Here is a 22,809-nt window from a genome sequence, read left to right on the forward strand (position 1 = left end):
GCCTGTCTCGCATAGCGAGGAACCGTGACGCGCAGCATGGAGCTTGCCCATATCGTCCGCCATGATGACGGCACCGCCAGCGGTGTCTGGGGGGTCTATACGCTGCAAAGCGCTTTCCAGCCGATCTTCGCCTTCAACAAGGGCAAGCTTTCCGTCGTCGCGTTCGAGGGGCTGATCCGGCCGTTCCGCGACGGCGAGCCGCAGCCGCCAATGAGTTTCTTCAACAGCTGTCCGGCGGTCGACCGCCTGCACATCGAGGCGCTGACACGGACGCTGCACCTTCTGAACGCCGGCGCCTGCCTGCCGCGAGACGCCTCCATCTTCATCAACTTCGATCCATCGGTGTTCACCGATCGCAGCATCGCCGACAAGGCGCTGCGCGACATGCGGCTGGTGCTGCACGAGGCCGACATCGATCCGCGCCGCGTCGTCTGCGAGGTCACCGAGCAGAAATCGGCGTCGCAGGAAACGCTCTACAATTTCGTCGAGGCGCTCAGGGGCAATGGTTTGCGCATTGCGGTCGACGATTACGGCGCCGACGAATCCGACATCAATCGCATCAAGGAACTCAGGCCAGACATCGTCAAGTTCGACGCCGACTGGATCATGACGCTGATGGAGTCCGGTGCCGGCTTCGCCTTGCTGACCGCCATGGTGACAAGCTTCGAAGAGCAAGGCATCCGTACGGTGTTCGAGGGCATCGAGACGGGCTGGCAGCTCGAGCTTGCCGAAAAGTCGGGCGCCTCGATGGTGCAGGGCTATGTGCTGGCGCGCCCCGAGCTTGCGCCAACCAGCTTCCACGTCTTCGACAAGAGCGGGCAGGCGGCCGCGGTGCCGGCCGATGCTGAGAAGGTTTCTGCGGCCGTTTCGCCATCGCGGCGGCCGATGCGGGCCTTTGGCCGCAGGGTGACATCGTGACCGGGCGGGCCGACATGCGGCGCAAGGTCGGCGAGGCGATCTTTGCCGACGAGGTCGGCATCGAATATGGCGTCTACGGCGCATTCCGGCTGAGGAGCGCCTACCAGCCGGTCTTCGCGCCGCGCGGCAGGTTTCTCGCCGCCGTCGCGGTCGAGGGACTGATCGAGCCGCATCGTGCAGGCAGGCCGGTGGCGCCTCAAATCTTCTTCGAAGGTGTGCCGGCAGCGGATCGGCTGTTTGTCGAAACCATGTGCCGGGTGCTGCATTTGCGCAACTTCCGCAACATCGGCGTCGACGGGCTCGACCTGTTTTTCAACTACAATCCGCTGATCAACGATGACCCCGCACGGGCGCTGGCCGAAATCAGGCTGATGACCAGGCATCTGGCGGATTTCGGCCTGCATCCCGGCATGCTGGTCTGCGAGATCACCGAGCAGGCTGCCGGCGACAAGGTGCTTGTCAGCCTGGCGCGCGAGATGCGGCGCGACGGCGTCCGCATTGCCATCGACGATTTCGGCACAGGGCATTCTACCGAAGAAAGGGTCGCCCTCGTGCAGCCCGACATCGTCAAGATCGACGGCACCTGGTTCGCCGAATTCTGCCGCCATGCCGCCGCCGAGCGGTTTTTCCGGCCGCTGGTTTCGACGCTGCACGATCGCGGCGCCAAGGTGCTGGTCGAAGGCGTCGAGAACGCCACGCATCTGCGCGTCGCGCTGGATGGCGGCGTCGACCTGCTGCAGGGCTTTTACCTTGCCCGGCCGGCGCTGGCCGGAACGCTGTTCGACGAGGAGCCGCTGTCGATCGACAGGCTGCTTGGCAGGGACAGCAACGTCATCCCCTTGTTCGGCTAGGATATGCCGATATTCAAGTGATGCCGGCCTGCGAACGGGGGGTCCTGCGCTTCCAGTGCTCACGTACCCAAACAGTACGCTCCGGTTCTCGGAACCCGCCCTTCTCGGCTCGGCCTGACTTGAATCTCGACATATCCTGTAATGCATCAGCGGCGCTGATGGTTACGCCAAAACAAATCACTGGATGAAGCCGCCGCTGCCGCGATAGAGGCTGGATCAAGCCTTGAGACGGGTGGTTGCGAGCAAGGGGAGCATCGATGATACTCTATGGAATGATCGACAGCGGCAATTGCTACAAGCCGCGCCTGTTGATGGCCAAGCTCGGCATCCCTTTCACCAATGTCGAGGTCAGCTCGCATACCGGCGAGACGCGCAAGCCCGACTATGTCGCCAAGAACCCGAACGCCATGGTGCCGCTGCTCGAACTCGACGACGGCCGGCGGCTGGCCGAATCCAACGCCATCCTGCTCTACCTCGCCGAAGGCACGCGGTTTCTGCCGGCGGACAGATACGAACGCGCGCTGGCCTATCAGTGGCTGTTCTTCGAGCAATACAGCCACGAGCCTTATATCGCGGTGCGCAGAGCGCTGCTCACCTTTCCAGAACGCGCGAAAGACGCGACACCCGAGCGGCTGGCGGTGACGCTGGAGCGCGGCAACAAGGCGCTCGGCGTCATGGACCAGCACCTGGCCGGGAGCAGCTTCTTCGCGGGCAGTGCGCTCAGCGTCGCCGACATCGCGCTCTATGCCTATACGCATACGGCCGAGACGGGCGGGTTTCAGCTCGACGCCTATCCGGCGGTTGCCGCCTGGCTGCAACGGGTCGAGGCCGATCCGGGGCATGTGCCGCTGGACTGGTTGCCTTAGTTCTGTCCTCACGCTTGTCGCCGCTTCGCGGCTCGCTCCGGACGGGGCGCGCCAAAAGGCGCGACGCCCGGTCGGGCTTGCGGCCTTCGGCCGGTGGCGTGAAATCCGGATAGTACTATTTCAGCAGGCGGTCATATTCGGAATGGGGGCCGATCCAGAACCAGACCACGTCGTCGTGGTGGCGAACAGATCAACCCGCGCCGACCAGTAGCGGCCGACCTGTTTGAAATGCAGCGATGGGTGGAACGGGTCGGAACTCAGTTTGGCGAAACGTCTGTTCGCCTTTGCTCAACGAGGGCAGTTTTGAGTAAGCCTCCCAAAACGAGGGAGTGGCAAAATGATTTACAGAGGCCGGGTCCGGCCGGCGCGATGATCAGCCAAGGCCTGCTCGGCAAGCTTGTCCAGCCTGCCGCCCTTGGCGTCGGCTTCGATCTCCCGGTCCCACATGTCGGCTTGCAGAGCCTCGAACCATGCGGCAAACGCCTTGAGCTCTTCGGGGCTTAGTTCGGCAACGGATTTCTCAATCTGTTCAAGCTTGCTCATGAATTAATAGTACCACATTAGGCCAAAACACCACGAAGTGGGACTATAGGCCCAAGGCAGCGGTTCACTGGAATCCAGACAGCAAAAAGGCGGGACAAAATCCCGCCTTCCCATGCTTGGTAGCCTGATCGGGAGCGTTTTGGCCGGGCCGGCAGCAATCTGCTGCTTCGGCTTGTCGGGGTCTTTCGCTCCGGCGCGCTTCTCGCGCGACCGCCAGTACATCCGTGACTTGCCGCGCGCCCCGGGCTATCGCCCGGCGCACGCCATTCGCAAAATCAGGCTGCCTTGCTCAGAGATCCAGCGGACGACTTGCCTGTGCGGCGGTCCTGCTCGATCTCGAAGTTGATCTTCTGGCCTTCGACCAGGGTCGACAGTCCAGCACGCTCGACTGCGGAGATGTGAACGAAAACGTCCGCGCCGCCGCTGTCAGGCTGAATGAAGCCGAAACCCTTGGTGGAATTAAACCACTTGACCGTACCTGTTGCCATTTCGATAGTCCTTTACGTTTGCTTTAGTTTGACTGGACCGAAACCCAGCCGGTTTGTATCGAGATTTTGGAGATAGAACGTCAGCAAACGCGAATATCGCGAGGCCCGGATCGATCGGCCGAAATATCAATGGACCGCATATAGTATGCCTTCGCGCAAAAAACAAGACGGGGCGGAAAATGGCGCGGCGGCAACGCTGCCCAACGGCCGCCCCAATCGCGTGAGAGCGTCGTCGTTGCGCGCCTGACGCGGGAGGATCGCGCCGGCTTCGGGCGCGACCGGGTTTTGGGGAGAGGGACATGAAAGTCGTTCTGCTTGCCGCTTGCCTGACGCTGGTGGCCGCCGAGGCGCAGGCGGTCTCGCGCTACGACCCGACCCGCATGAGCTGCGGCAAGGTGCAGGCGACGATCGCGCGCGAGGGGGCGGTCATCCTGCGCTACAGATCGACGCGCGTGCCGGGCCTGGCGCTCTACGACCGCTATGTGCGGAGCCAGCAATTCTGCGACATCGGCGAGGTCAGGGCGCGGGCGTCGGTGCCGAGTGCCGATACGAATTCGTGCACCGTCTACAAATGCAAGCGGGTGGAGATCGATCGGCGCTTCCGCCGGCGCCTGCTTCCGGATTAGGCTGGTCGAGATGGTGCGCGGGGGTGCCGGCCTCACCTGAATATCAGCACACCTAAAACCCGAACGACACCTGCGCGGGCGGCGGCGGACCGACGCGTACGCCTTCCATTGCCAGCATCTTTTCCTTGGTAGCCGAGCCGCCGGGGGCGGAAAAGCCGCCGATCTTGCCGCCGGCGGCAAGGATGCGGTGACAGGGAATGATCAGAGGCACCGGGTTGGCGCCAAGCGCCGCGCCTGTCTCACGCGCCAGCCCGGCATGGCCGGCGCGTTTTGCCAGTTCGCCATAGGTGGTGGTTTCGCCGAAGGCGAGCTTTCGCGCCGCGTCATAGATCGCCAGGCGGAACTCGTCGACGCCGCTGAGATCGACCGGCACGCCGGAGAAATCGATATCCTCGCCGGCGGCATAGGCCGTGATCGACGCGATCAGCTCGGCAACCCATTGCGGCTCGGGCTTCACGGCTTGTTCGACGTCGGAGGTATGGCGCAGCAGCCGGCGCTCTACCGCGTCGCGGTTGCGCTGCGGCAGGCAGAGCCGGGTTAGCCCGGCTTCGCTCCAGGCGATACCCATGTAGCCGAGCACGGTTTCGAAGACCGCGTGGCCGGCGGTGGCATGAGAGGCGTCCATGGCGTGCTCCTTTCCGGAATCCTTCGAAGTACAAATCCAGAACAATATCGCATTTCCCGGCCCGGATCGCCACCCGAAAACCACCGTCTACCGCGGATTGCCCGGGGAAAGATGCTGGTGTAAGGACTTCTTAACACCCGACGAACCGGACCCGAGCGCCGCTTGCCAGCAAAATTCCTCTTTCCCGTCCTAGCGGCGGTGTTGGCCGTGGCCGCTCTCAGCGGTTGCACCTCGACTTCGCCGGCGACCCCGACGCCTGCCTTCACGGAAAACTCGGCCAACACCGATGCCGGCTTCACGCTGGCGCTGCCCGACACTGTTTCGGTGCTGCCGGAACCGTCCGGCCTCGCCCAGACAGCAGCACTGACGGTCGAGCCGGCCGCCGCCTTTGCCGGGCCGACGCCGCTGGCGGCAACGACCCCGGCCGTCATGACCACCAATGCCCAGCCAGCCACCGCAGTGGCTGCCGTCGCCATGCCGGTCACCGGCCAGACTGCCGCCATGCCCGGCATTCAGCCGGTTGCCTACACGGTGCCGCAAAACCCGGCCGTTCTGGCCGCGACCGACCCGGCGGAGGGCCAGTCGAACGCCGGCGCCCGCAGCGAGATCGAGCGGCTGATCGAGAAATATTCCGCGCTTTATCAGGTGCCGGTCGATCTGGTGCGCAGCGTCGTCAACCGCGAGAGCACCTTCAACCCGAAAGCCTACAATCACGGGCATTGGGGGCTGATGCAGATCAAGCACGCGACGGCGCGCGGCATGGGCTATGACGGACCGGCGAGCGGCCTGTTCGACGCCGAGACCAACCTGAAATATGCGGTGAAATATCTGCGCGGCGCCTGGCTGGTGTCGGGCGGCAATCCCAAGCGCGCCGACCGGCTCTACCAGAGCGGCTATTATTACGACGCCAAGCGCAAGGGGATGCTGAGCGAAACCGGCCTCGGCAGCGACAACCTGCGGCGCCGTATGCAACCCGATGCCTGAGCCGCGTCCGCCGGCGCCGAACGACATAAGACTGCGCAAGATTTTGGACGACGCGCTTCTGGCGCCGCGCTGGCCAGAAGGTTTTTTCATGCGCGGCTTCGAAGCCGCCGATGCGCTCGCTTTGCATGCACTTTTGACCGCGGTGTTCGACGACGGCGCCGATGGGCCGTTCGACGAATGGTGGCCACGCATTTCGGGCGACGCGGAATTCGATCCCGCTTTGTGTTTCCTGGTCATCGACGGCAAGGGGCGGTTGGCGGGCGCGGCGCTCTGCTGGGCGACGGGGTTCGTCAAGGATCTTGCCGTTCATCCCGAGGCGCGCGGCAAGCGCATAGCCGAGGCGCTGATGCGCCACGCCTTCGCGGTGTTTCAGGCAAGGGGCGCGGCGCATGTTGATCTCAAGACCAACACCGTCGAGAACGCGGCCGCCGTCAGGCTCTATCAGCGGCTGGGGATGATCGAGGTGGATTGGGCAGGGTGAGGAGCGCCGTTCGTCCTTTTGAAGGCGGCAGCCCGGGTTCTTGTCGCCACGGCGCCTGCGCAAAAATGTCGGAACCGTTTCGGGCGATGCGTCCTTGGGAGGCAGGCGCGTTGCCACGAACGGCGCGCCGCCAAAAAGCACGGCAGATGGAGATGACGATGATCACCTTTCCCAACGAGTCCCAGGAATACCGCACCGCCCGCGAAAAGCTGCTGCGGAAGGAAATCGAGCTGCGCCGCGCCATGGAGGATGTGGCGGTCGCCCGCCGTGCGCTGCCGCCGGGCGGGCTGGTGCCGCAGGACTATGTCTTCGACGGGCTGGGGCCGGACGGCAAGCCCGCCAGGATCAAGCTTTCGGAACTGTTTGCGCCGGGCAAGGACACGCTGATCGTCTATTCGATGATGTTTCCGCGCCATCCGCAGGAGACGCGCGACGTGGCGACGAGCGGCGGCACGGCGAAGCTGCCCAGACCGGACCAGCCTTGCCCGTCCTGCACGGCGCTGCTCGACCAGTTCGACGGCGCCATCGGCCACCTCGAGGCCGCCGGCTACAATTTCGCTGTCGTGGCCAAGACCGCGCTGGAAAACCTGCTGACGCTCGGCCGCGACCGCGGCTGGAAAAATATGCGGCTGGTCTCGTCGGCCGGCAACAGCTTCAAGCGCGACTATCACGCCGAGGCCGAGGATGGCGCGCAGCTCCCCGTGCTGTCGGTGTTCCACCGCGACGGCGACGGCATCCGCCACTTCTGGAGCTCTGAACTCGGCTTCGCGCCGCCCGAACCCGGCCAGGATCCGCGCGCCATAGGCACCTGCGAGATCCTGTGGAACCTCATGGATTTTACCCCGGAGGGCAGGACGCAGAGCTGGCAGGAGCAGCTGCAGTACAGAGAGGCTTGCTGCCACTAGCGTAGCTCGGCGCCGCCCTCATCTGCCTGCCGGCATCTTCTCCTCGTAGCGGGACGGGAGAAGGGGGCTGGCGGCAAACTCAGCTCCCTTTCTTCAACTCTGGAGATTGGCGAAATCCTTGGCGAAGGCAACCTTTCTCCCCGTCACTATTCGAGGAGAAATGCCCGGCAGGGCAATGAGGGGCGGCGCAGACCCTTATGTGATTTGACGCTGCGGCGCGCTGACCTACCCTCTAATGCCGGAACCGAGGAGACGAGCGATGCTGTCACCTTTCAACCGGAGCGTCACGCTAGCGGCGGCGGTGATGCTTGCCGCCGGCACCGCAGCCTATGCCCATCACGGCTGGTCGTGGACGCAGGACGGGTTTTTTGAACTCAAGGGCAGGATTACGGCCATCTATATCGGCAACCCGCATGCCACGCTGGATGTCGACGCGAAGGGAGAGGGCTGGCGCGTGGAGATGGCGCCGCCGTCGCGCACGATCGCCGCCGGCTTCACCGAGGAGGTTGCCAAGGTCGGCGACGATGTGACCGCGATCGGCCACCGCTCGCGAGACGCCAGCGAAAAACGCATGAAGGCAGTCCGCGTCATCGTCGGCGGCAAGACCTATGACGTCTATCCCGACCGCGTTCCGCCGGCCTGAATGGACGGGTTTTTCACCGGCATCGAGCAACTCGCTTTGGTGCGGGGGACTGAAGGCCTCCTTTTTCGCCTACCCCATCGTCAACGCGCTGCACATCATGTCGATCGGCGCACTGCTGACCAGCGTCTGGCTCATTGACCTCAGGATCCTGGGCGCCTTCCGCTCGCTGCCGCAGGCGCCGTTCGTCGCGCTGCTGCGCCGCACCGCATTGGCCGCGTTCGGCGGTGCGCTTGTCACGGGCTCGCTCCTGTTTTCGGTCAGGGCGAGCGCGTATGCGGTTATGCCGATTTTCCTCGCCAAGATGACACTCATCCTCCTCGCCGGCGCAAACTTCCTCGTCTTCATGCGCCGCGCAAAAGGCGGTGACGAGCCGGCTGGTGGGGCCACGACCGTGCTGGCTGTGCTTTCGCTGATGCTGTGGACGTCCGTGCTGTTTGCCGGACGGTTTATTGGGTTTCTCTGACTAGACCGAGCGTCGACGGGATCGCGGGAGGTAGCGAACGAGATGATAATTTCCGCTTGATCTTTCAAATAAACTCGGCCTCAAATCCCGCAGGGGATAGGGAGGGCGAGTCCTTGAATAAACTTCCGAAGAAATTCGTCGGACGAATTGCGCCAAATCTCAGTAAATATCAACGGATTGCGCTGGCTCACCAAAAATCTGAGGTGGTCGAGGATTACACGGTTACCTTGGTCAAGGACATCGTGGTCTGGGTGTCTGGCTACGACAAATACGATGAGCTTACGTCGGAACATCAGATGAAGGTCGCATACAAGGCATTCACTGGGCCGACCAGCGCTGTCGAATGAAATGTGTTTTTGAACAAAATTTGTTGGATGTGGGACGTTGCCTGCGCGATGAAACGAAAACTGTTTTGGGGTTGAACAAATGAAAATAGAGAGCTGCGAGATCGTTGGCCTATTTGACAGAGAAAATAAAATATTATGTAACTTTAACGACGACATAAATATTTTAACTGGTAGGAATGGCGCCGGAAAGACGACTATATTGAAGTTGGTTTGGTACATTGTTAGCGGAAATATTCTTTTTGCTCTTAATGATATCCCGTTCCAAAAGGTTACGGTTGTAACCAATGAATATGAGTGTACTGTCTATCGACTTGGCAAAAATATTTGTAAGATTGAGTTGACAATAGATGGAGTCAAGTCATTTTATGAAGATGGAACCGATGAAGACGATATGACGTATAGTAACGCAGAGGACAACGTAAACCCACTTCTTATCCCAAGAGGAAGCTCTGTATTCTTCCCAACCTTCCGACGAATCGAAGGAGGATTCACGTTAGATTCTCCAAGAGGCGGAGCCTCGAATAATCGCCTAGTCCGTTCGAGAAGCGACGTAGAAGATGCTCTAGTTGCCCTATCGAGGAAGTTGACAAACGAGCCACACGTTTTTGTTTCGGCGATTTCGACAGTAGATATTGTAGGGATATTGCTCCGGCAATACGCCGATTTGTCTGAGATTTCGAACAAGCTGCAGCAAGAAATGTCGCAGGGGATTATCGAAACTATCAAGGATTTTAAATCTGATAAGGCTGACGCTCGACAGATTGACAGCGCGAATAATGTGATTGATCAGATAAGATTAAAAATAGAAGAAATGGAGATAGATCGTGAGAGTATAATGACACCCATTGCAGCGGTTCGCACTCTCGTAGAGCGTCTTTTTCGACATACTGGAATCAAAATAGGAGCTAGATTGAGTTTTGGCGATGCGGCCAGGGCTGTGAACTCGGATGCCTTATCCGCCGGCGAGAAGCAACTTCTCAGCTTTATATGTTATAATGCCTTCTACAAGAATAGTATAATATTCATCGATGAACCTGAGCTAAGCCTTCATGTCGATTGGCAAAGACAATTATTTTCTATACTTGAGAATCAACAGTCTTCTAACCAGTTTATTATTGCTACACATTCTCCATTTATATACAGTAAGTACCCAGATAGAGAAATAAACGTCAATCCTGACCGTGGCGATCTTGGAGCTTAGTGATGACCTCCAATGCTGCCGGCAATGATATGACTGTAGATGAGCTTATCGCTACCTTGAAGCGCAGTTCTTTGCCAACTGTTCTTACCGAGGGAGGCGATGATATAATTGTTTTTCGATGGATGGAGAAGTCGTTCACCAACATAGGTTTGTCTGTATTGGCGGTTGGAGGGCGCGATAAGCTGCTCCAGCTCTTTTCAAGAAGAAATGAGTACGAGAATGAAACGGGCGTGGCGTTTATTGCCGACAAGGATTCGTGGGTGTTTGGTGCGGTTCCTGCTGAGTATGAGATAGATAATCTTATTTTTACTTGGGGGTATTCAATTGAGAACGATCTTTACAGCGACGGCGATGTTGAAAGGATACTGTCCAACGATGAGCGCCATAATTATAAGATCGAATTGCAGAAATATCTGAAGTGGTATGCTCTTGCGATAAGCAGATTCTTGGCGGGCCTAGATCAAGGGCTTGGGATTCATCCAAATGAGATATTGGATAACGATGCTAGAATGCAACAAGGGTGTGAGTTGTTACAAAATGAGATTTACCCCGATGAGCTTTTTGGAAAAATTTCTGATAATTACGTTCAGATGGTAAGAGGAAAGTCCTTGTTTGCACTTTTGATGCGTCACCTGTCTTACGCGGGCAGACCGGTTCGACACAATCATAAGTCAATCATTGAAATTGTTGCGTCGGCCGAAGGCCCGCTTATGAAAGCGATTTACGGTCGAATCGGTGATATTTTTGGAGCTGCATCTAACACAGCTTAGGCCTTTGAGAGAGGATGCCGTCATCAAAAATACTCCTGCAACGGCCTGACCTCGAGGCTCCCCGCCCTCAGCGCGGCAATCGCCTCCGCCACGGCCGCCGCGCCCGACAGCGTCGTGTAATACGGCACTTTCTGCATCAGCGTCGCCCTGCGCAGCGATTTCGAATCCGACACCGCCTTCTGGCCGTCCGTGGTGTTGAAGACGATCTGCACCTGGCGGTTGCGGATGGCGTCCTCGATGTGCGGGCGGCCTTCCAGCACTTTGTTTATCTTCTCCGCTGCGACGCCGTTCTCGGCGAGGAAGCGGGCGGTGCCGGAGGTGGCCAGCACTTTAAAGCCTTGGCCGGCGAGACGCTTGACCGCCGGCAGTATGCCCTTCTTGTCCTCGTCGCGCACCGAGACGAACAGCGTGCCCGCGCGGGGGAGATCAACACCCGCGCCGAGCTGGCTCTTGGCGAAGGCCAGCGCGAAGTCGCGGTCGAGGCCCATGACCTCGCCGGTCGAGCGCATTTCCGGGCCAAGCAATATGTCGACGCCAGGGAAACGGGCGAACGGGAACACCGCTTCCTTGACCGCGATGTGGCCGGGATTGCGCGGGTCGGGCATGGCGCCGTAATGGGCGAAGGCGTTTTCCAGGCTTTCGCCGGCCATGATGCGGGCGGCAACTTTTGCGATCGGCCGTCCGATGGTCTTGGCGACGAAGGGCACGGTGCGCGAGGCGCGTGGGTTGACCTCCAGCACATAGACCGTGCCGTCCTTGATCGCATATTGCACGTTCATCAGCCCGCCGACATTCAGCGCGCGGGCAAGGGCCGCTGTCTGGCGCTCCAGCTCGTCGACGAGCTCCGAGGGCAGCGAGTGCACCGGCAGCGAGCAGGCACTGTCGCCCGAATGGATGCCGGCTTCCTCTATGTGTTCCAATATGCCGGAGACGTAGGTCGACTTGCCGTCGCAGAGGCAATCGACGTCGACCTCGATGGCGCCTGAGAGATAGGTGTCGAACAGCAGCGGGTTCTTGCCGAGAAGCGTGTTGATCTGGCCGGTCTTGTCGTTGGGGTATTTCTGCTTGATGTCCTCCGGCACCAGGCCGGGCACGGTGTCGAGCAGGTAGGATTGCAGCATGCTCTCATCGTGGATGATCTGCATGGCGCGGCCACCCAGCACATAGGACGGGCGCACGACCAGCGGGAAGCCGAGCTCGCCGGCGACGAGGCGGGCCTGCTCGACGGAATAGGCGATGCCGTTCTTCGGCTGGCTGAGGCCGAGCTTGTGCAAGAGCTTCTGGAAGCGGTCGCGATCCTCGGCGAGATCGATCATGTCGGGCGAAGTGCCGAGGATCGGGATGCCGGCCTTCTCAAGCGCGTCGGCGAGCTTCAGCGGCGTCTGGCCGCCGAACTGGACGATGACGCCGACCAGCTCGCCCGAGGCCTGTTCGGTGCGCAGGATCTCCAGCACATCCTCCGGCGTCAGCGGCTCGAAATAGAGCCGGTCGGAGGTGTCGTAGTCGGTCGAGACGGTCTCCGGGTTGCAGTTGATCATGATCGCCTCGAAGCCGGCGTCGCGCAGCGCAAACGCCGCATGGCAGCAGCAATAGTCGAACTCGATGCCCTGGCCGATGCGGTTGGGGCCGCCGCCGAGGATGACGACCTTTTTGCGCGACGAGACCTGCGCCTCGTTGGCGAGCACGCCGGCGAACGGCACCTCATAGGTCGAATACATGTAGGCGGTGGGCGAGGCGAACTCGGCGGCGCAGGTGTCGATGCGCTTGTAGACCGGATGAACGTCGAGCTTGTCGCGGATCTTCTGGATTTCTTCGACGTCTTTCCTGACCAGGGAGGCGAGGCGGGCGTCGGAGAAACCCATCGCCTTCAGCATGCGCAGATTGGCGGCGTCCTCAGGAATGCCATGCTCGCGGATGCGATCTTCCATGGCGAGGATGCCGGCGATCTGCTCAAGGAACCACGGGTCGATCTTGCACATGGCGTGCACGTCTTCCAGCGAAGTACCCATGCGGATCGCCTGCGCCACCATGCGCAGCCGGTCGGGTGTCGGCGTGCCCAAGGCGGCGCGAATGGCGTTGCGGTCGTCGACGTGGCTGGCGGGCGCGCTGCCGTGGCCGATACCGGGGATCTCGATCTCGTCCAGGCCGGTCAGGCCGGTCTCGAGCCCGCGCAGCGCCTTCTGCAGCGATTCCTGGAAGGTGCGGCCGATGGCCATGACCTCGCCGACCGATTTCATCGAGGTGGTCAGCACCGGCTCGGCGCCGGGAAACTTCTCGAAGGCAAAGCGCGGGATCTTGGTGACGACATAGTCGATGCTCGGCTCGAACGAGGCCGGCGTCGCGCCGCCGGTGATGTCGTTCTCGAGCTCGTCCAGCGTGTAGCCGACGGCGAGCTTGGCGGCGATCTTGGCGATCGGAAAACCGGTCGCCTTGGAGGCAAGCGCGGACGAGCGCGAAACGCGCGGGTTCATTTCGATGACCACCAGACGGCCGTCCGCCGGATTGACGGCGAACTGTACGTTGGAGCCGCCTGTCTCGACGCCGATCTCGCGCAGCACCGCGATCGAGGCGTTGCGCATCATCTGGTATTCTTTGTCGGTCAAGGTCAGGGCAGGGGCGACGGTGATCGAATCGCCGGTATGCACGCCCATCGGATCGATGTTCTCGATCGAGCAGACGATGATGCAATTGTCCGCCCTGTCGCGGACGACCTCCATCTCATATTCCTTCCAGCCGAGCACGCTCTCCTCGATCAGCACTTCGGTGGTCGGCGAGGCGTCGAGGCCGGACTGGACGATCTCGAAGAATTCGGCCCGGTTGTAGGCAATGCCGCCGCCGGTGCCGCCCATGGTGAAGGAGGGGCGGATAATTGCGGGCAGGCCGACATGGTCGAGCGCTTGTGCTGCAATCGCCATGGCATGGCTGATATAGCGCTGCTTGCGGTCGCCCTCGCCTAGGTTCCAGCGGGTTTCCAACGCGTCGAGCGCGGCGTCGAGGTTTTCCGGCTTCTCGGCCTTCAGCGCGGCGCGCTCGGCCTCGTGCGTCTTGCGGTCGGCATTCTTGACGTCGGTGGCGTTGGCCAGCATCGACTTCGGCGTTTCCAGGCCGATTTTGCTCATCGCCTCGCGAAACAGTGCACGGTCCTCGGCCTTGTCGATTGCGGTGGCGTCGGCGCCGATCATTTCGACCTGATAGCGGTCGAGCACGCCCATGCGGCGCAGCGACAAAGCGGTGTTGAGGGCGGTCTGGCCGCCCATGGTCGGCAGCAGCGCGTCGGGCCGCTCCTTGGCGATGATCTTGGCCACCACTTCCGGCGTGATCGGCTCGATATAGGTGGCATCGGCCAGCTCCGGATCGGTCATGATGGTGGCCGGATTGGAGTTGACCAGGATGACGCGAAAACCCTCTTCCTTCAGCGCCTTGCAGGCCTGGGTGCCGGAATAGTCGAACTCGCAGGCCTGGCCGATGACGATGGGGCCGGCCCCGATGATCAGGATCGACTTGATGTCGGTGCGTCTTGGCATATCGAAGGTCCGTTCGGCAGGCGGCTTGCACGAAAAACCGGACGGGAAGACCCGGCCGGTTGTGCTCGCGATTCTGGTATCAGGCTAGGAGGGCCTTATAGGGAAGAGTTTTGCCGGATGTAACCCCGAAAATGAGGCAGTAGGGCAGTAGGGCAGTAGGGCAGTAGGGCAGTAGGGCAGTAGGGCAGTAGGGCAGAGGTTCGAGCGCTCTTTAAACATACTGCCCTACTGCCCTACTGCCTTATTCCCCTTACCACTATCCCCCAGCGCCAGTTGATCCGTGATCTCGAAGCGTTCGGCAACGCCGACGCGGATCATGTTGAGGCTGCCTTCGCGCGTGAAGCGGAATTCGCCCGGCCCATTCGAACCGGCCGGCTTGCCGGCCTGGAAGCTGATGATGCGCGTGCCGCCGTCGGGCCATGTCACGGTCACGTCGGTTTTGTCGCCGGTGCGCGCGACGCCTGCCTTGCAGTTGGTCATCGGCTGGCCGAGATAGCGCGCGCAAGGAATGACGTTGCCGGCACCTGGGAATGGTGTCCCCGGCGGCTGCAGTCGTGCAACGGTCTGTGCGTCGGGCGGAGGCGCCGCATTGGTCGCGCCGAAATTCTGGACGGGATCCACTGCCGCGGGCGCCGATCCATCAACCTGTCCAGTCGAGGGATTGCCAGCGGTCAGGGCCAGGCGGTAAGCGTCCTCGATAGCCACCGTGCCGATGGCGTCAGCGGTGTTCAGCGACGTTTCGGGAGCAGTTGCGCCGAGGCGCGTTGTCAGATCGGGCAGCGGTTGAGAGGCAGGGCTCTCCGCATTGGCCGCTGCCTGGGGTGTCACTTGCCGGGGATTGATAGGGTCGAGGTAGCGTGCGGGTGCCCATCCGCTCAGCTTCGGGTCGTCAATGTCTTCGACCTTGCACCATTTGTAGCCGCTGACGTCGCCGCAGCCGAGATTTTTCACGCTCGATCCACTCGGCAACCGCGCCTCGATCTTGCCCATGGCCGACGCCGTGGCGCGCACGTTCAGGAGGTCATCGGGAGCGAGACCCGTCACAATCGAGATGATGGGCTCCGGCTCCTGGCCGTTGGCCGGCAACTCCGTCAGCATCAGCGGAGCGGCAACCACCGCAAGCAGCGTCGTCGGGAGTGTTACTGTGCGCCTAATCATCTGCCATGGGCGGTAGGTTCAATTGCCGAAGGCGCGGCCAGGCAACAAAAGCGCCGCCGCACGCCAGCCGGTTTTTATAGGCGACGAGGCGGCGCTGTGTAAGCCCGAAAAGGTGCCGCGTGTTGAATCGCGACCAGGCCACTTCCGTGAACTAACAGCCGGCAAAATATTGCACATTTCAGGTAAATATGCACTCTCTCAAGTAAGGTTGAGGAGGGCAATATGGTCGACCTTGAAATATTCGCGCAAGTGGAAAACATAGTTCGCCAGCGTATCAAGAAAACGCGCGCCGAAATTGAGGCTTCACTTGGTCACATCGCCAACGGCAATCCGCTGGCCGCCGAACAGACCCTCTCCAGGCGCCTCGACAGGTTGCAGGTAAAGGCGTCGCTCAGCCGCACCGAAGCGGAGATGATATCGGCAGCAATCGACATGAGATCTGCCGGGGAAAGAAAGGCGGCCGCCAAACAGCCGGGACCAGAGGCAATTCTCGGCCCAACGCTCGATTTCATCGGGGTCGCATTTCTGGAGCGTGGGCGCCGTGCTGCCGACGCGGTCGGCCGCGTTGCCTTTCTCAACGGCAATCCGCAAGGATCGGGTTTTCTGGTCGGGCCAAGGCTGTTCCTCACAAACAACCATGTGATTTCGTCGCTGGCGGATTCCCGGCGCTTCCAGGTCCAGTTCGATTATGAGCAGGACGGTGCAAATACCGTGCGCACGCCGACGACGTTCCTGTTCGATCCTGAATCCTGTTTCGTGACCGATAGCATAGAAGGCCTGGACTATACGCTGATCGGGGTCGGCGAGCGGCGTTCCGGCCCAAAGGAACTGGGGGAGTTTGGTTTTATCTCGCTGTCGGACGCGCGCGACAAGCATATGCTCGGCGAAATCGCCAACATCGTCCAGCATCCCGATGGCCGCTTCAAGGAACTGGTGCTGCGTGAAAACCGGCTGGTGGCCCGCGACGAAACGGTTCAAGTGCTGCACTATGTTGCCGATACCGAACAGGGTTCGTCCGGTTCACCGGTCTTCAACAACGAATGGGAGCCCATTGCCCTGCACCATTGGGCCGGCCCGTTCCACGAGGTGACGGGCATAGCTGGCTATGCGCTTGCGCGCGAGATCAACGAAGGCATACGGATCAGCGCCATCGTTGACGATCTGGGCGCTAGAAAGTCCAGGCTGCCGGGCTCATCGGCATCGGCGGTTTCGGAAGCTCTGGCGATTTGGTCCGGCACGCCGCGCATGATGGATGAGACAGTTCGGCTGAACGCCGACATTCGCGGAGACGTGCCGGACAAGCCGGTGCAGCGGCCTGAACCGGATCGCGGCCCGCCGGCGACGAGACATAATGCCGATGGCTCGGTCACGTGGACTTTTCCCGTCGAGATAAATGTCCGGGCGCCGTTGATCGACCGCGACGGAGGCGATGCAAGACGAAACGACGGCAAAGGTCCAGCAAGCGAACCCGCCAAGGTCATGGCCATCGCCGAGGCCGCGGGTTGGAAAACAGAGGATTTCGACGATCGCGGAGGGTATGAGCCCGGCTTCATACCGGGCTTTGTCCTGCCAATGCCGACGGTTGCCAATTCACCCTACCGGTTGGCCAAAAACCTTCTTGCCAAACCCGGCGAGGACCCACACGAATTGCGCTACCATCATTTTTCGATCTTGATGAACGCCGATCGCAGGCTTGCCTTCGTCACCGCCTGCAATATCGATGGATCCCGCACCAAGGCGGTCAATCGTGAGGACAAGACGGTCATCGACAACCCGTCGCTTGTCGACTTGGGGGTGGAGTCGATTTCCGGTTCGGAAGCCAGCGATGCTTTCCGGCCCGATCGCCGCATCGACCTTGGCGAGCAGATGACCCAGGAATTCTATTCGAGCCAGAATGTGCCCGGATTTCCCGTTGCAAAATCCAAGGAACGAATAGCTCGAATGTTCCAGAAGGGCCATATTACGCTTCGCGGCGACCCCGCCTGGGGCGTCGATCAGGAGGCGGTCGCGGCAGAACGCGACACGTTCTTTTATACCAATGCTGCGCCGCAAGTCGGCTTCTTCAATCAGGGAAGCTCGCTTGACCATCCCGGCTCCAAGGGGAAGCTGAGATGGCGCGCGGTGGAAACCTATGTGCTGCGCAACGCCTATACGACGCGAGGCCGGGTCTCGGTGTTTGCCGGGCCAGTGTTCCGCGAGGACGATCCTCCCTACCGCTTCGACAGCCATGTTCCGCTGAAGTTCTGGAAGATCGCGCTGTGGTCCGATCAAGCTGGCCTGCGCGCCATCGCGCTGCTGGCCGACCAGAAGCCGGTTTTGGAAGTGATGCCCGAAGCGTTCGGCGAGCGTGCCGAAGCATTCGACGACCCGCTTGAAATTGCCAGGGTATCGGAATTTCTTTCGACGGTGGCCGAGATCGAACAGCTGACCGGTCTGAACTTTGGCCAGCAGGTGCGCGACGCCGACATTCGGGCCGGTTCCGAATCGGCTCCAGCACAGACTTTCAACCCAAGGCATCTAACGCCCAGTACGTCACGGCCAAAGGCTTCACCGCCCAAGGCTTCGGAGACCAAGACTTCGACGCCCAAGACTTCGGCGGCCGGCGCCCGACGTCCTGCCAACCGATCGAAGCGATCCGCGTCCGACAACTGAAGATTGCGGCTTCTGCCGCTCGAAGGCGGTCATCGGTTCAGCCCGGCATGACCAAGCTCAGTCCGGCATGAAGCCGGTGCGCAGCGCGTGAGCCCATTCGGGCCGCCCCGCCTGCTCGGCCTGACGCGCCGCCGCCTCATGGTCATAGTCGACGGCGATGGATTCGAAGCGATCGCGGTGCAAGTCGACGATACCATAGCGGGCGTGTGGCGAGCCTTGCTCGGAGACATGCGCCGGTGGGGTCGAATCGTCATAGGCCGGGCAGCCGATGCTGCCCGGATTGAAAATGACCGGACCGCCGGGAATGCGGATCAGCTCGCTGCGGTGGCTGTGGCCGCAAAGCATGATGCGGCAGGCGGGATCGACCGCGCCGAGGCGCCGCTCGATGGCGGCCAGCGGCGCGCGCACCAGCCGGCCCTCGACGATCGCGTCAGTCAGGTATTTTTCGTCGTGGTCGGGCCGGGCATGGAAGGCGATCACGCCGGGCGCCACCTCCAGCGTGACGGGCAGCGCGAACAGCGCCTCGCGCTGGCCTGCGGTCAGCCGTTCCTGCGCGTAGTGGTCGGACGGCCACATGGTCTCGTCGGCAGTGTCGCGGGCAACGCGGCGGTCGTGATTGCCGCGTACCGTCGGCAGGTCGAGCGCCTCGAGCCGCTCCATGGTCTCGCGCGGCCACAGCGGGCCGGAAACGCAATCGCCGAGATTGACGATGAGGTCGGCGCCGCCACGCTGCCGCAGATCGTCGAGCACGGCGTCGAGCGCCAGGACATTGCCGTGGATGTCGGCGAGGACGGCAATGCGCATGGCAGGCTCCGTTAATTGGAATGGCTGGAGGGCAGGTGAAGCTACTTTGCTCGTCTCGCGAAGCGGGCGAGAGCGGAACCCAGCTTCGCGCCGGTCAGGCGCGGACTTCGATCTCGTGGCCGCCGACCGCCGGCAACGATGCGTCGTCGCCGGCCGCGGCAATAACGCTGTCGAGCAAGCCCGGGAAGCGGCGGTCGAGATCGTCACGGCGCAGCGTGATCAATCGGCTGGTGCCAACCGCCTCGGTGCGGGTGACGCCGGCCTCACGCAGCTTGGCCAAATGGTAACTCAGATTGGTTTTCGAGGCGAAGTCGAGGAACCGGCTGCAATTCAGCGGCACGCCCTCTTTGCTGGCGAGATAGCGCACGATGGCCAGTCGCGTCGGGTCGCCGAGCACAGCAAGCACGTTCGGCAGGCTGATCTGGTCGGCGGTGGGATGGGGCAAGGTCATGCCCAGGAATTAAGCACATTTGGAGCCGATTTCAACGTGGCCAATGGACACATAGTTTCGTCCCGTCGCCCCGTCCTGACACCGGGCTGTCAGGATGGTTCGGCTATTTTGCAGCGGCTTTATTGACATCATGCCCTGTTATGTCCAATTGTTCAATAACCTTTGAACTAAGGAAATTGCCATGGATAAGCGTCTCATCTGGCTTGCGCTCGGATCGTTCACGATTTCGACCGAAGGTTTCGTCATCTCCAGCCTTTTGCCCGATATTGCAAAGGATGCCGCCATCTCCGTCCCGCTCGCCGGCACGCTGATCACCGCGTTTGCGCTCGCCTATGCGATCGGCACGCCGATCCTGGCAACGCTGACCGGCGAATGGGACCGTCGCCGCGTCATCCTGTGGACGCTGGTGTTCTTCGTGTTGGGCAACGTCGCCGCGGCGCTAAGCTCCTCCTTCGAATTGCTGTTGATCGCGCGCATCGTCATGGCGCTGTCGTCAGGCCTGTTTGCGGCGACCGCACAGGGAACGGCCGTTGCGCTTGTCGACGATCATCACCGCGCCCGGGCCATTGCCGTGGTCGTCGGCGGCACTACGGTTGCGGTCGCGGTCGGAGCACCGCTCGGCGCGCTCGTTGCGACGGTTGCCGGCTGGCGCGGCACCTTCTTTGCCATTGCCGGCCTTGGTGCGCTCGCCGGCGCGATCCTGTGGTACCGGCTGCCGCGCGGCATCGTCGGCACAAGGCTGCCGCTCCGCATGCGGCTGGCAGCGGCACTTCGCCCCGGCGTCATGCCTATCCTGGTGACGACCATCCTGGCCCTGATCGGCGCCTTCACCGTCTTTGCCTTTGTCGCGCCGCTCGCGATCGAAGGCGGCGGACTGAACCCGATCGCGCTTCCCGGAATGCTGCTCGCTTTCGGCGTTGGCGCGGTCATCGGCAATATCGGCGGCGGTCAGGCCGCCGACCGTTTCGGCGCGACACGCACCGTCTGCTGGTCGTTGGCGCTGAGTGCCGCCATGCTGGTCACGTTTTCGCTGATCCCGATGTTCCTGCCGCGCGAGATCGCCGGGCCGGCATTGATGGCCATGATGGTGCCGTGGGGCATCGTCGGCTGGGCATTCCCGCCGGCGCAGGCGAGCCGCATCATCAAGCTGGCGCCCGATGCCGCGCCCATCGTGCTGTCGCTGAACGCTTCGGCACTTTATCTCGGCGTCGCACTGGGTGCCGTGGTCGGCGCCGCGGTGCTGCGCTATGGCGCACCGGCCGACCTCGGCGTGGTCGCGGCGGCATTCCCGATCATCGGTCTGGGCGTAGTGCTGGCGGGCCACCTGGCGGCGCGGCCGGTGGCGATGCCGGCCGAATAGGGCTGTTAGCGGAGCTTGGCTGCCGGCCGCCGATAATTCAACTCGCGGCCGGCGGTACGTCGAAATCAAGCGCGGCGATTTCGTCCAGCGCCGCTCGCAGGCTTGCCGCCTGTTCTTTTCCAAACATCTCCTCGAAGCGCTGCTGAGCGACTTGCCACAGCTTCAGAGCTTCTTCGAGCTTGATCCGGCCCTGCGATGTCAGCCTGACGCGCCTGATGCGGCGGTCGGCAGGGTCGGCGAAGGTCTCGATGTAACCATCCCTGATCAGCGGCTTCAGCGTATGACCGAGGGCCGACAGGTCCATGACGAGAGCCGCGGCAATGGCACCCATCGTCGGTTCGTTGCCGATGTGGATCTGGTAGAGCAGGCCCTGCTGCGTGGCCTTCAGACCCGATGGGGCCAGCACATCGTCATAGAACTGGCCCAGTTTCCGCGTCGCGCGGCGCAGCATGGCGTTGTTGCAAAGCGCCAGGCCGGGCAGGGTGGTTTGGGACATTGGCGGATTTCCAATGAGGGACCGGAAGGGCCCTCGATGCAAACCAGAAATAGTCCTTGCTCCCCGGATTGACAAGATGGTGGCATATGCCTACGTTCCAATAGTGGCATATGCCAATAATTCGTGTGCCAGTCGAAGCAGGGATGTTGCCCTGCGGCACCGGCATTTGGAATCGAACCAGAAGGAACAAGACAATGAGCAATCAGGACAAAGGTACTGCGGTCGTCACCGGCGCCTCGTCCGGCATCGGTGCGATCTATGCCGACCGGCTCGCCGGCCAAGGTTATGATCTGGTGCTGGTGGCGCGGCGCGCCGATCGGTTGGAGGAATTGGCCGAGAGGCTCCGCTATGCTTATGGCATAAAGGTCAGCGTCATCGGCGCCGACTTGGCCGACGACGGCGATCTGCGACGGGTCGAGCAGGCGATATCAACCGACGACAGCGTGACGCTGCTGGTCAACAATGCCGGCCTTGGCGGCGCGCAGGTGGTGGCAACGGCTGAAGCCGATGTCGCCGAGCGCATGATCAAGGTCAATGTCGTGGCGCTGACTCGGCTGACGCGCGCGGTGCTGCCGGGGCTGCTGTCGCGCAACCGCGGCGCCATCGTCAACATCGCCTCGGTCCTTGCCTTCGATACCTCGTTCGGCGGCATCTACAGCGGCACCAAAGCCTACGTCGTCAACTTCACCGAGGCCTTGCAGCGGGAAGTCGCGGGCACGAAGGTCGCCGTGCAGGTGGTCTTGCCGGGGGCCACGCGGACAGAATTCTGGGAAGTTGCGGGAAGCGATATTGCCAATGTGCCGCAAGAGATCGTGATGACGGCCGACGATCTGGTCGATGCAGCGCTGGTTGGCCTGGCAAAGGGTGAAGCGTTCACGGCACCGGGTCTTGCCGACGTTGCCGGGGTGGATGCCTTTCTTGGCGTTCGGCAAGGTTTTTTCGGCAGTCTTCTGGCCGGCAAGCCGGCGGCGCGTTACACTGCCTGACATAGCTAAAGACTAACCTTACGCTGTCCGCCACATCGGAATGATCGAGGCGGCCAGCAGCAGGCCAAGCACGGCGTTGAGCATGCGCCACTGCCGCTCGGTTCGCAGCAACCGGGCGAGCAGCGTGCCCGCCACGCACCATGCTGCCAAGGATAGAGCCGCTGCAAGGCCGAAGACGGCGCCGAGCAGCAAGGCGAGCTGCAGCGGCCCTTTGGCGAGCGCGGCAAAAGATGCCGCCGCTCCCAGCCCCATAGCCCAGCCCTTTGGGTTCACCCATTGCAGGCCGGCGCCGCCCAAAAAGCTGTTCGGCTTTGCCATGGCCACGTCCAGATTGGGCGGACCACTGCGGCCGATCTTGAGGGCAAGCCATACCAGATAGAGGGTACCGGCCATTTTCATTGCCAGCTGCAGCGAAGGAGCGGCGGCCAGCAGACCAGCGAGCCCGGCGGCACCTGCCGCAGCCACTGTGGCCAGGCCGGCCGCACTCCCGGCCATCAGCGGGATAGAGCGGCGAAAGCCGAACTGCGCGCCGGACGCCGTCGACAACGTCGTGGCCATGCCGGGCGTTGAGGTAGAGACCAGCGCGAACAGGACGAGGGGAAGGACGGTTTCAAACATGCTGCTTCCTTTGAAGCCTGCACGGTAGGCTGTTTGGCTCATCAGTAAA

The 22,809-nt window shown here is 61.8% G+C and carries 24 protein-coding genes; 15 read left to right on the forward strand and 9 right to left on the reverse strand.

Annotation, left to right across the window (positions count from 1 at the left end):
• The first annotated feature begins 24 nt into the window (after positions 1 to 24).
• The 3 genes from NKJ84_RS12780 to NKJ84_RS12790 all read left to right on the forward strand — a co-directional run bounded on the left by NKJ84_RS12780 (position 25) and on the right by NKJ84_RS12790 (position 2,635).
• Positions 25 to 918, forward strand: coding sequence for an EAL domain-containing protein (locus NKJ84_RS12780; protein ID WP_352506736.1), 894 nt, complete (start codon positions 25 to 27; stop codon positions 916 to 918).
• Positions 915 to 1,769 (forward strand): EAL domain-containing protein, encoded by an 855-nt coding sequence (locus NKJ84_RS12785; RefSeq protein ID WP_352506737.1) that lies wholly within the window; start codon positions 915 to 917, stop codon positions 1,767 to 1,769. The genes NKJ84_RS12780 and NKJ84_RS12785 overlap by 4 nt, the downstream gene beginning before the upstream one ends.
• Before the next feature lie 257 nt (positions 1,770 to 2,026).
• Positions 2,027 to 2,635 (forward strand): glutathione S-transferase family protein, encoded by a 609-nt coding sequence (locus NKJ84_RS12790; RefSeq protein WP_352506738.1) that lies wholly within the window; start codon positions 2,027 to 2,029, stop codon positions 2,633 to 2,635.
• Between the two features lie 342 nt (positions 2,636 to 2,977).
• Here NKJ84_RS12790 and NKJ84_RS12795 read toward each other — a convergent pair whose 3' ends face one another.
• Both NKJ84_RS12795 and NKJ84_RS12800 read right to left on the reverse strand, forming a co-directional pair.
• Entirely contained in the window at positions 2,978 to 3,178 is a 201-nt protein-coding gene (locus tag NKJ84_RS12795) for a hypothetical protein (RefSeq protein ID WP_352506739.1), read from the reverse strand.
• A 275-nt stretch (positions 3,179 to 3,453) separates the two neighbouring features.
• The gene (locus NKJ84_RS12800) at positions 3,454 to 3,666 is read right to left on the reverse strand and encodes a cold-shock protein (protein ID WP_023678332.1); all 213 of its coding nucleotides are present in this window, start codon (positions 3,664 to 3,666) and stop codon (positions 3,454 to 3,456) included.
• 299 nt (positions 3,667 to 3,965) lie between these two features.
• On the opposite strand from NKJ84_RS12800, the gene NKJ84_RS12805 reads away from it, so the two are divergent.
• On the forward strand, positions 3,966 to 4,292 hold the full coding sequence (locus NKJ84_RS12805) for a hypothetical protein (protein WP_352506740.1): 327 nt from the start codon (positions 3,966 to 3,968) through the stop codon (positions 4,290 to 4,292).
• 52 nt (positions 4,293 to 4,344) lie between these two features.
• Here the strand turns inward: NKJ84_RS12805 and NKJ84_RS12810 are convergent, their stop codons facing one another.
• Positions 4,345 to 4,917, reverse strand: a complete 573-nt coding sequence (locus tag NKJ84_RS12810) for a methylated-DNA--[protein]-cysteine S-methyltransferase (RefSeq protein ID WP_352506741.1) — start codon at positions 4,915 to 4,917, stop codon at positions 4,345 to 4,347.
• Positions 4,918 to 5,124: 207 nt separating this feature from the next.
• Between NKJ84_RS12810 and NKJ84_RS12815 the strand changes: the two genes are divergently transcribed.
• From NKJ84_RS12815 to NKJ84_RS12850, 8 genes are all read left to right on the forward strand, one after another.
• Positions 5,125 to 5,901 carry a transglycosylase SLT domain-containing protein gene (locus NKJ84_RS12815; RefSeq protein ID WP_352506742.1) on the forward strand — a complete coding sequence of 259 codons (777 nt, stop codon included), beginning with the start codon at positions 5,125 to 5,127 and terminating at the stop codon, positions 5,899 to 5,901.
• Positions 5,894 to 6,382, forward strand: coding sequence for a GNAT family N-acetyltransferase (locus NKJ84_RS12820; RefSeq protein WP_352506743.1), 489 nt, complete (start codon positions 5,894 to 5,896; stop codon positions 6,380 to 6,382). The genes NKJ84_RS12815 and NKJ84_RS12820 overlap by 8 nt, the downstream gene beginning before the upstream one ends.
• Before the next feature lie 158 nt (positions 6,383 to 6,540).
• Positions 6,541 to 7,287: a DUF899 family protein gene (locus NKJ84_RS12825; protein WP_352506744.1), complete on the forward strand. Its 747-nt coding sequence runs from the start codon at positions 6,541 to 6,543 to the stop codon at positions 7,285 to 7,287.
• Positions 7,288 to 7,546: 259 nt separating this feature from the next.
• Positions 7,547 to 7,930 carry a DUF6152 family protein gene (locus tag NKJ84_RS12830; protein WP_352506745.1) on the forward strand — a complete coding sequence of 128 codons (384 nt, stop codon included), beginning with the start codon at positions 7,547 to 7,549 and terminating at the stop codon, positions 7,928 to 7,930.
• Entirely contained in the window at positions 7,896 to 8,393 is a 498-nt protein-coding gene (locus NKJ84_RS12835; RefSeq protein WP_352506746.1) for a DUF6644 family protein, read from the forward strand. The genes NKJ84_RS12830 and NKJ84_RS12835 overlap by 35 nt, the downstream gene beginning before the upstream one ends.
• Positions 8,394 to 8,506: 113 nt before the next feature.
• Complete coding sequence (locus NKJ84_RS12840; RefSeq protein WP_352506747.1) at positions 8,507 to 8,740, forward strand: hypothetical protein; 234 nt, start codon at positions 8,507 to 8,509, stop codon at positions 8,738 to 8,740.
• 79 nt (positions 8,741 to 8,819) lie between these two features.
• The gene (locus NKJ84_RS12845; protein ID WP_352506748.1) at positions 8,820 to 9,941 is read left to right on the forward strand and encodes an AAA family ATPase; all 1,122 of its coding nucleotides are present in this window, start codon (positions 8,820 to 8,822) and stop codon (positions 9,939 to 9,941) included.
• A 2-nt stretch (positions 9,942 to 9,943) separates the two neighbouring features.
• Positions 9,944 to 10,711: a hypothetical protein gene (locus tag NKJ84_RS12850; RefSeq protein ID WP_352506749.1), complete on the forward strand. Its 768-nt coding sequence runs from the start codon at positions 9,944 to 9,946 to the stop codon at positions 10,709 to 10,711.
• A gap of 23 nt (positions 10,712 to 10,734) precedes the next feature.
• Here the strand turns inward: NKJ84_RS12850 and carB are convergent, their stop codons facing one another.
• A complete protein-coding gene (gene carB, locus NKJ84_RS12855) occupies positions 10,735 to 14,235 on the reverse strand; it encodes a carbamoyl-phosphate synthase large subunit (protein WP_352506750.1) in 3,501 nt (1,166 codons plus the stop codon).
• A gap of 225 nt (positions 14,236 to 14,460) precedes the next feature.
• Positions 14,461 to 15,393, reverse strand: a complete 933-nt coding sequence (locus tag NKJ84_RS12860; RefSeq protein ID WP_352506751.1) for an SH3 domain-containing protein — start codon at positions 15,391 to 15,393, stop codon at positions 14,461 to 14,463.
• Between the two features lie 222 nt (positions 15,394 to 15,615).
• Between NKJ84_RS12860 and NKJ84_RS12865 the strand changes: the two genes are divergently transcribed.
• Positions 15,616 to 18,045 carry a DNA/RNA non-specific endonuclease gene (locus tag NKJ84_RS12865; RefSeq protein ID WP_352506752.1) on the forward strand — a complete coding sequence of 810 codons (2,430 nt, stop codon included), beginning with the start codon at positions 15,616 to 15,618 and terminating at the stop codon, positions 18,043 to 18,045.
• Between the two features lie 57 nt (positions 18,046 to 18,102).
• Here NKJ84_RS12865 and NKJ84_RS12870 read toward each other — a convergent pair whose 3' ends face one another.
• Positions 18,103 to 18,849, reverse strand: a complete 747-nt coding sequence (locus tag NKJ84_RS12870) for a metallophosphoesterase family protein (RefSeq protein ID WP_352506753.1) — start codon at positions 18,847 to 18,849, stop codon at positions 18,103 to 18,105.
• A gap of 94 nt (positions 18,850 to 18,943) precedes the next feature.
• Positions 18,944 to 19,300 carry an ArsR/SmtB family transcription factor gene (locus NKJ84_RS12875; protein ID WP_352506754.1) on the reverse strand — a complete coding sequence of 119 codons (357 nt, stop codon included), beginning with the start codon at positions 19,298 to 19,300 and terminating at the stop codon, positions 18,944 to 18,946.
• A gap of 181 nt (positions 19,301 to 19,481) precedes the next feature.
• On the opposite strand from NKJ84_RS12875, the gene NKJ84_RS12880 reads away from it, so the two are divergent.
• Complete coding sequence (locus tag NKJ84_RS12880) at positions 19,482 to 20,660, forward strand: MFS transporter (protein WP_254820339.1); 1,179 nt, start codon at positions 19,482 to 19,484, stop codon at positions 20,658 to 20,660.
• A 37-nt stretch (positions 20,661 to 20,697) separates the two neighbouring features.
• Here the strand turns inward: NKJ84_RS12880 and NKJ84_RS12885 are convergent, their stop codons facing one another.
• A complete protein-coding gene (locus NKJ84_RS12885; RefSeq protein WP_352506755.1) occupies positions 20,698 to 21,156 on the reverse strand; it encodes a MarR family winged helix-turn-helix transcriptional regulator in 459 nt (152 codons plus the stop codon).
• A gap of 194 nt (positions 21,157 to 21,350) precedes the next feature.
• Here NKJ84_RS12885 and NKJ84_RS12890 point away from each other — a divergent pair, with 194 nt between their 5' ends.
• Positions 21,351 to 22,142 (forward strand): SDR family NAD(P)-dependent oxidoreductase, encoded by a 792-nt coding sequence (locus NKJ84_RS12890; protein ID WP_254820341.1) that lies wholly within the window; start codon positions 21,351 to 21,353, stop codon positions 22,140 to 22,142.
• Between the two features lie 18 nt (positions 22,143 to 22,160).
• On the opposite strand, the gene NKJ84_RS12895 is transcribed toward NKJ84_RS12890, so the two are convergent.
• Positions 22,161 to 22,760, reverse strand: coding sequence for a LysE family translocator (locus NKJ84_RS12895; RefSeq protein ID WP_352506756.1), 600 nt, complete (start codon positions 22,758 to 22,760; stop codon positions 22,161 to 22,163).
• Positions 22,761 to 22,809: the final 49 nt, after the last annotated feature.

Origin of the sequence: Mesorhizobium sp. M0048 (assembly GCF_040323405.1) — a bacterium.
Taxonomy (GTDB): Bacteria; Pseudomonadota; Alphaproteobacteria; order Rhizobiales; family Rhizobiaceae; genus Mesorhizobium.

Bases quoted from the DNA above. Each gene is read 5' to 3' on its own strand.
- NKJ84_RS12790 (WP_352506738.1), top strand. From the start codon at position 2,027: ATGATACTCTATGGAATGATCGACAGCGGCAATTGCTACAAGCCGCGC.
- NKJ84_RS12795 (WP_352506739.1), bottom strand. From the start codon at position 3,178: ATGAGCAAGCTTGAACAGATTGAGAAATCCGTTGCCGAACTAAGCCCC.
- NKJ84_RS12800 (WP_023678332.1), bottom strand. From the start codon at position 3,666: ATGGCAACAGGTACGGTCAAGTGGTTTAATTCCACCAAGGGTTTCGGC.
- NKJ84_RS12805 (WP_352506740.1), top strand. From the start codon at position 3,966: ATGAAAGTCGTTCTGCTTGCCGCTTGCCTGACGCTGGTGGCCGCCGAG.
- NKJ84_RS12810 (WP_352506741.1), bottom strand. From the start codon at position 4,917: ATGGACGCCTCTCATGCCACCGCCGGCCACGCGGTCTTCGAAACCGTG.
- NKJ84_RS12820 (WP_352506743.1), top strand. From the start codon at position 5,894: ATGCCTGAGCCGCGTCCGCCGGCGCCGAACGACATAAGACTGCGCAAG.
- NKJ84_RS12825 (WP_352506744.1), top strand. From the start codon at position 6,541: ATGATCACCTTTCCCAACGAGTCCCAGGAATACCGCACCGCCCGCGAA.
- NKJ84_RS12830 (WP_352506745.1), top strand. From the start codon at position 7,547: ATGCTGTCACCTTTCAACCGGAGCGTCACGCTAGCGGCGGCGGTGATG.
- NKJ84_RS12835 (WP_352506746.1), top strand. From the start codon at position 7,896: ATGACGTCTATCCCGACCGCGTTCCGCCGGCCTGAATGGACGGGTTTT.
- NKJ84_RS12845 (WP_352506748.1), top strand. From the start codon at position 8,820: ATGAAAATAGAGAGCTGCGAGATCGTTGGCCTATTTGACAGAGAAAAT.
- NKJ84_RS12850 (WP_352506749.1), top strand. From the start codon at position 9,944: ATGACCTCCAATGCTGCCGGCAATGATATGACTGTAGATGAGCTTATC.
- carB (WP_352506750.1), bottom strand. From the start codon at position 14,235: ATGCCAAGACGCACCGACATCAAGTCGATCCTGATCATCGGGGCCGGC.
- NKJ84_RS12860 (WP_352506751.1), bottom strand. From the start codon at position 15,393: ATGATTAGGCGCACAGTAACACTCCCGACGACGCTGCTTGCGGTGGTT.
- NKJ84_RS12865 (WP_352506752.1), top strand. From the start codon at position 15,616: ATGGTCGACCTTGAAATATTCGCGCAAGTGGAAAACATAGTTCGCCAG.
- NKJ84_RS12870 (WP_352506753.1), bottom strand. From the start codon at position 18,849: ATGCGCATTGCCGTCCTCGCCGACATCCACGGCAATGTCCTGGCGCTC.
- NKJ84_RS12875 (WP_352506754.1), bottom strand. From the start codon at position 19,300: ATGACCTTGCCCCATCCCACCGCCGACCAGATCAGCCTGCCGAACGTG.
- NKJ84_RS12880 (WP_254820339.1), top strand. From the start codon at position 19,482: ATGGATAAGCGTCTCATCTGGCTTGCGCTCGGATCGTTCACGATTTCG.
- NKJ84_RS12885 (WP_352506755.1), bottom strand. From the start codon at position 21,156: ATGTCCCAAACCACCCTGCCCGGCCTGGCGCTTTGCAACAACGCCATG.
- NKJ84_RS12890 (WP_254820341.1), top strand. From the start codon at position 21,351: ATGAGCAATCAGGACAAAGGTACTGCGGTCGTCACCGGCGCCTCGTCC.
- NKJ84_RS12895 (WP_352506756.1), bottom strand. From the start codon at position 22,760: ATGTTTGAAACCGTCCTTCCCCTCGTCCTGTTCGCGCTGGTCTCTACC.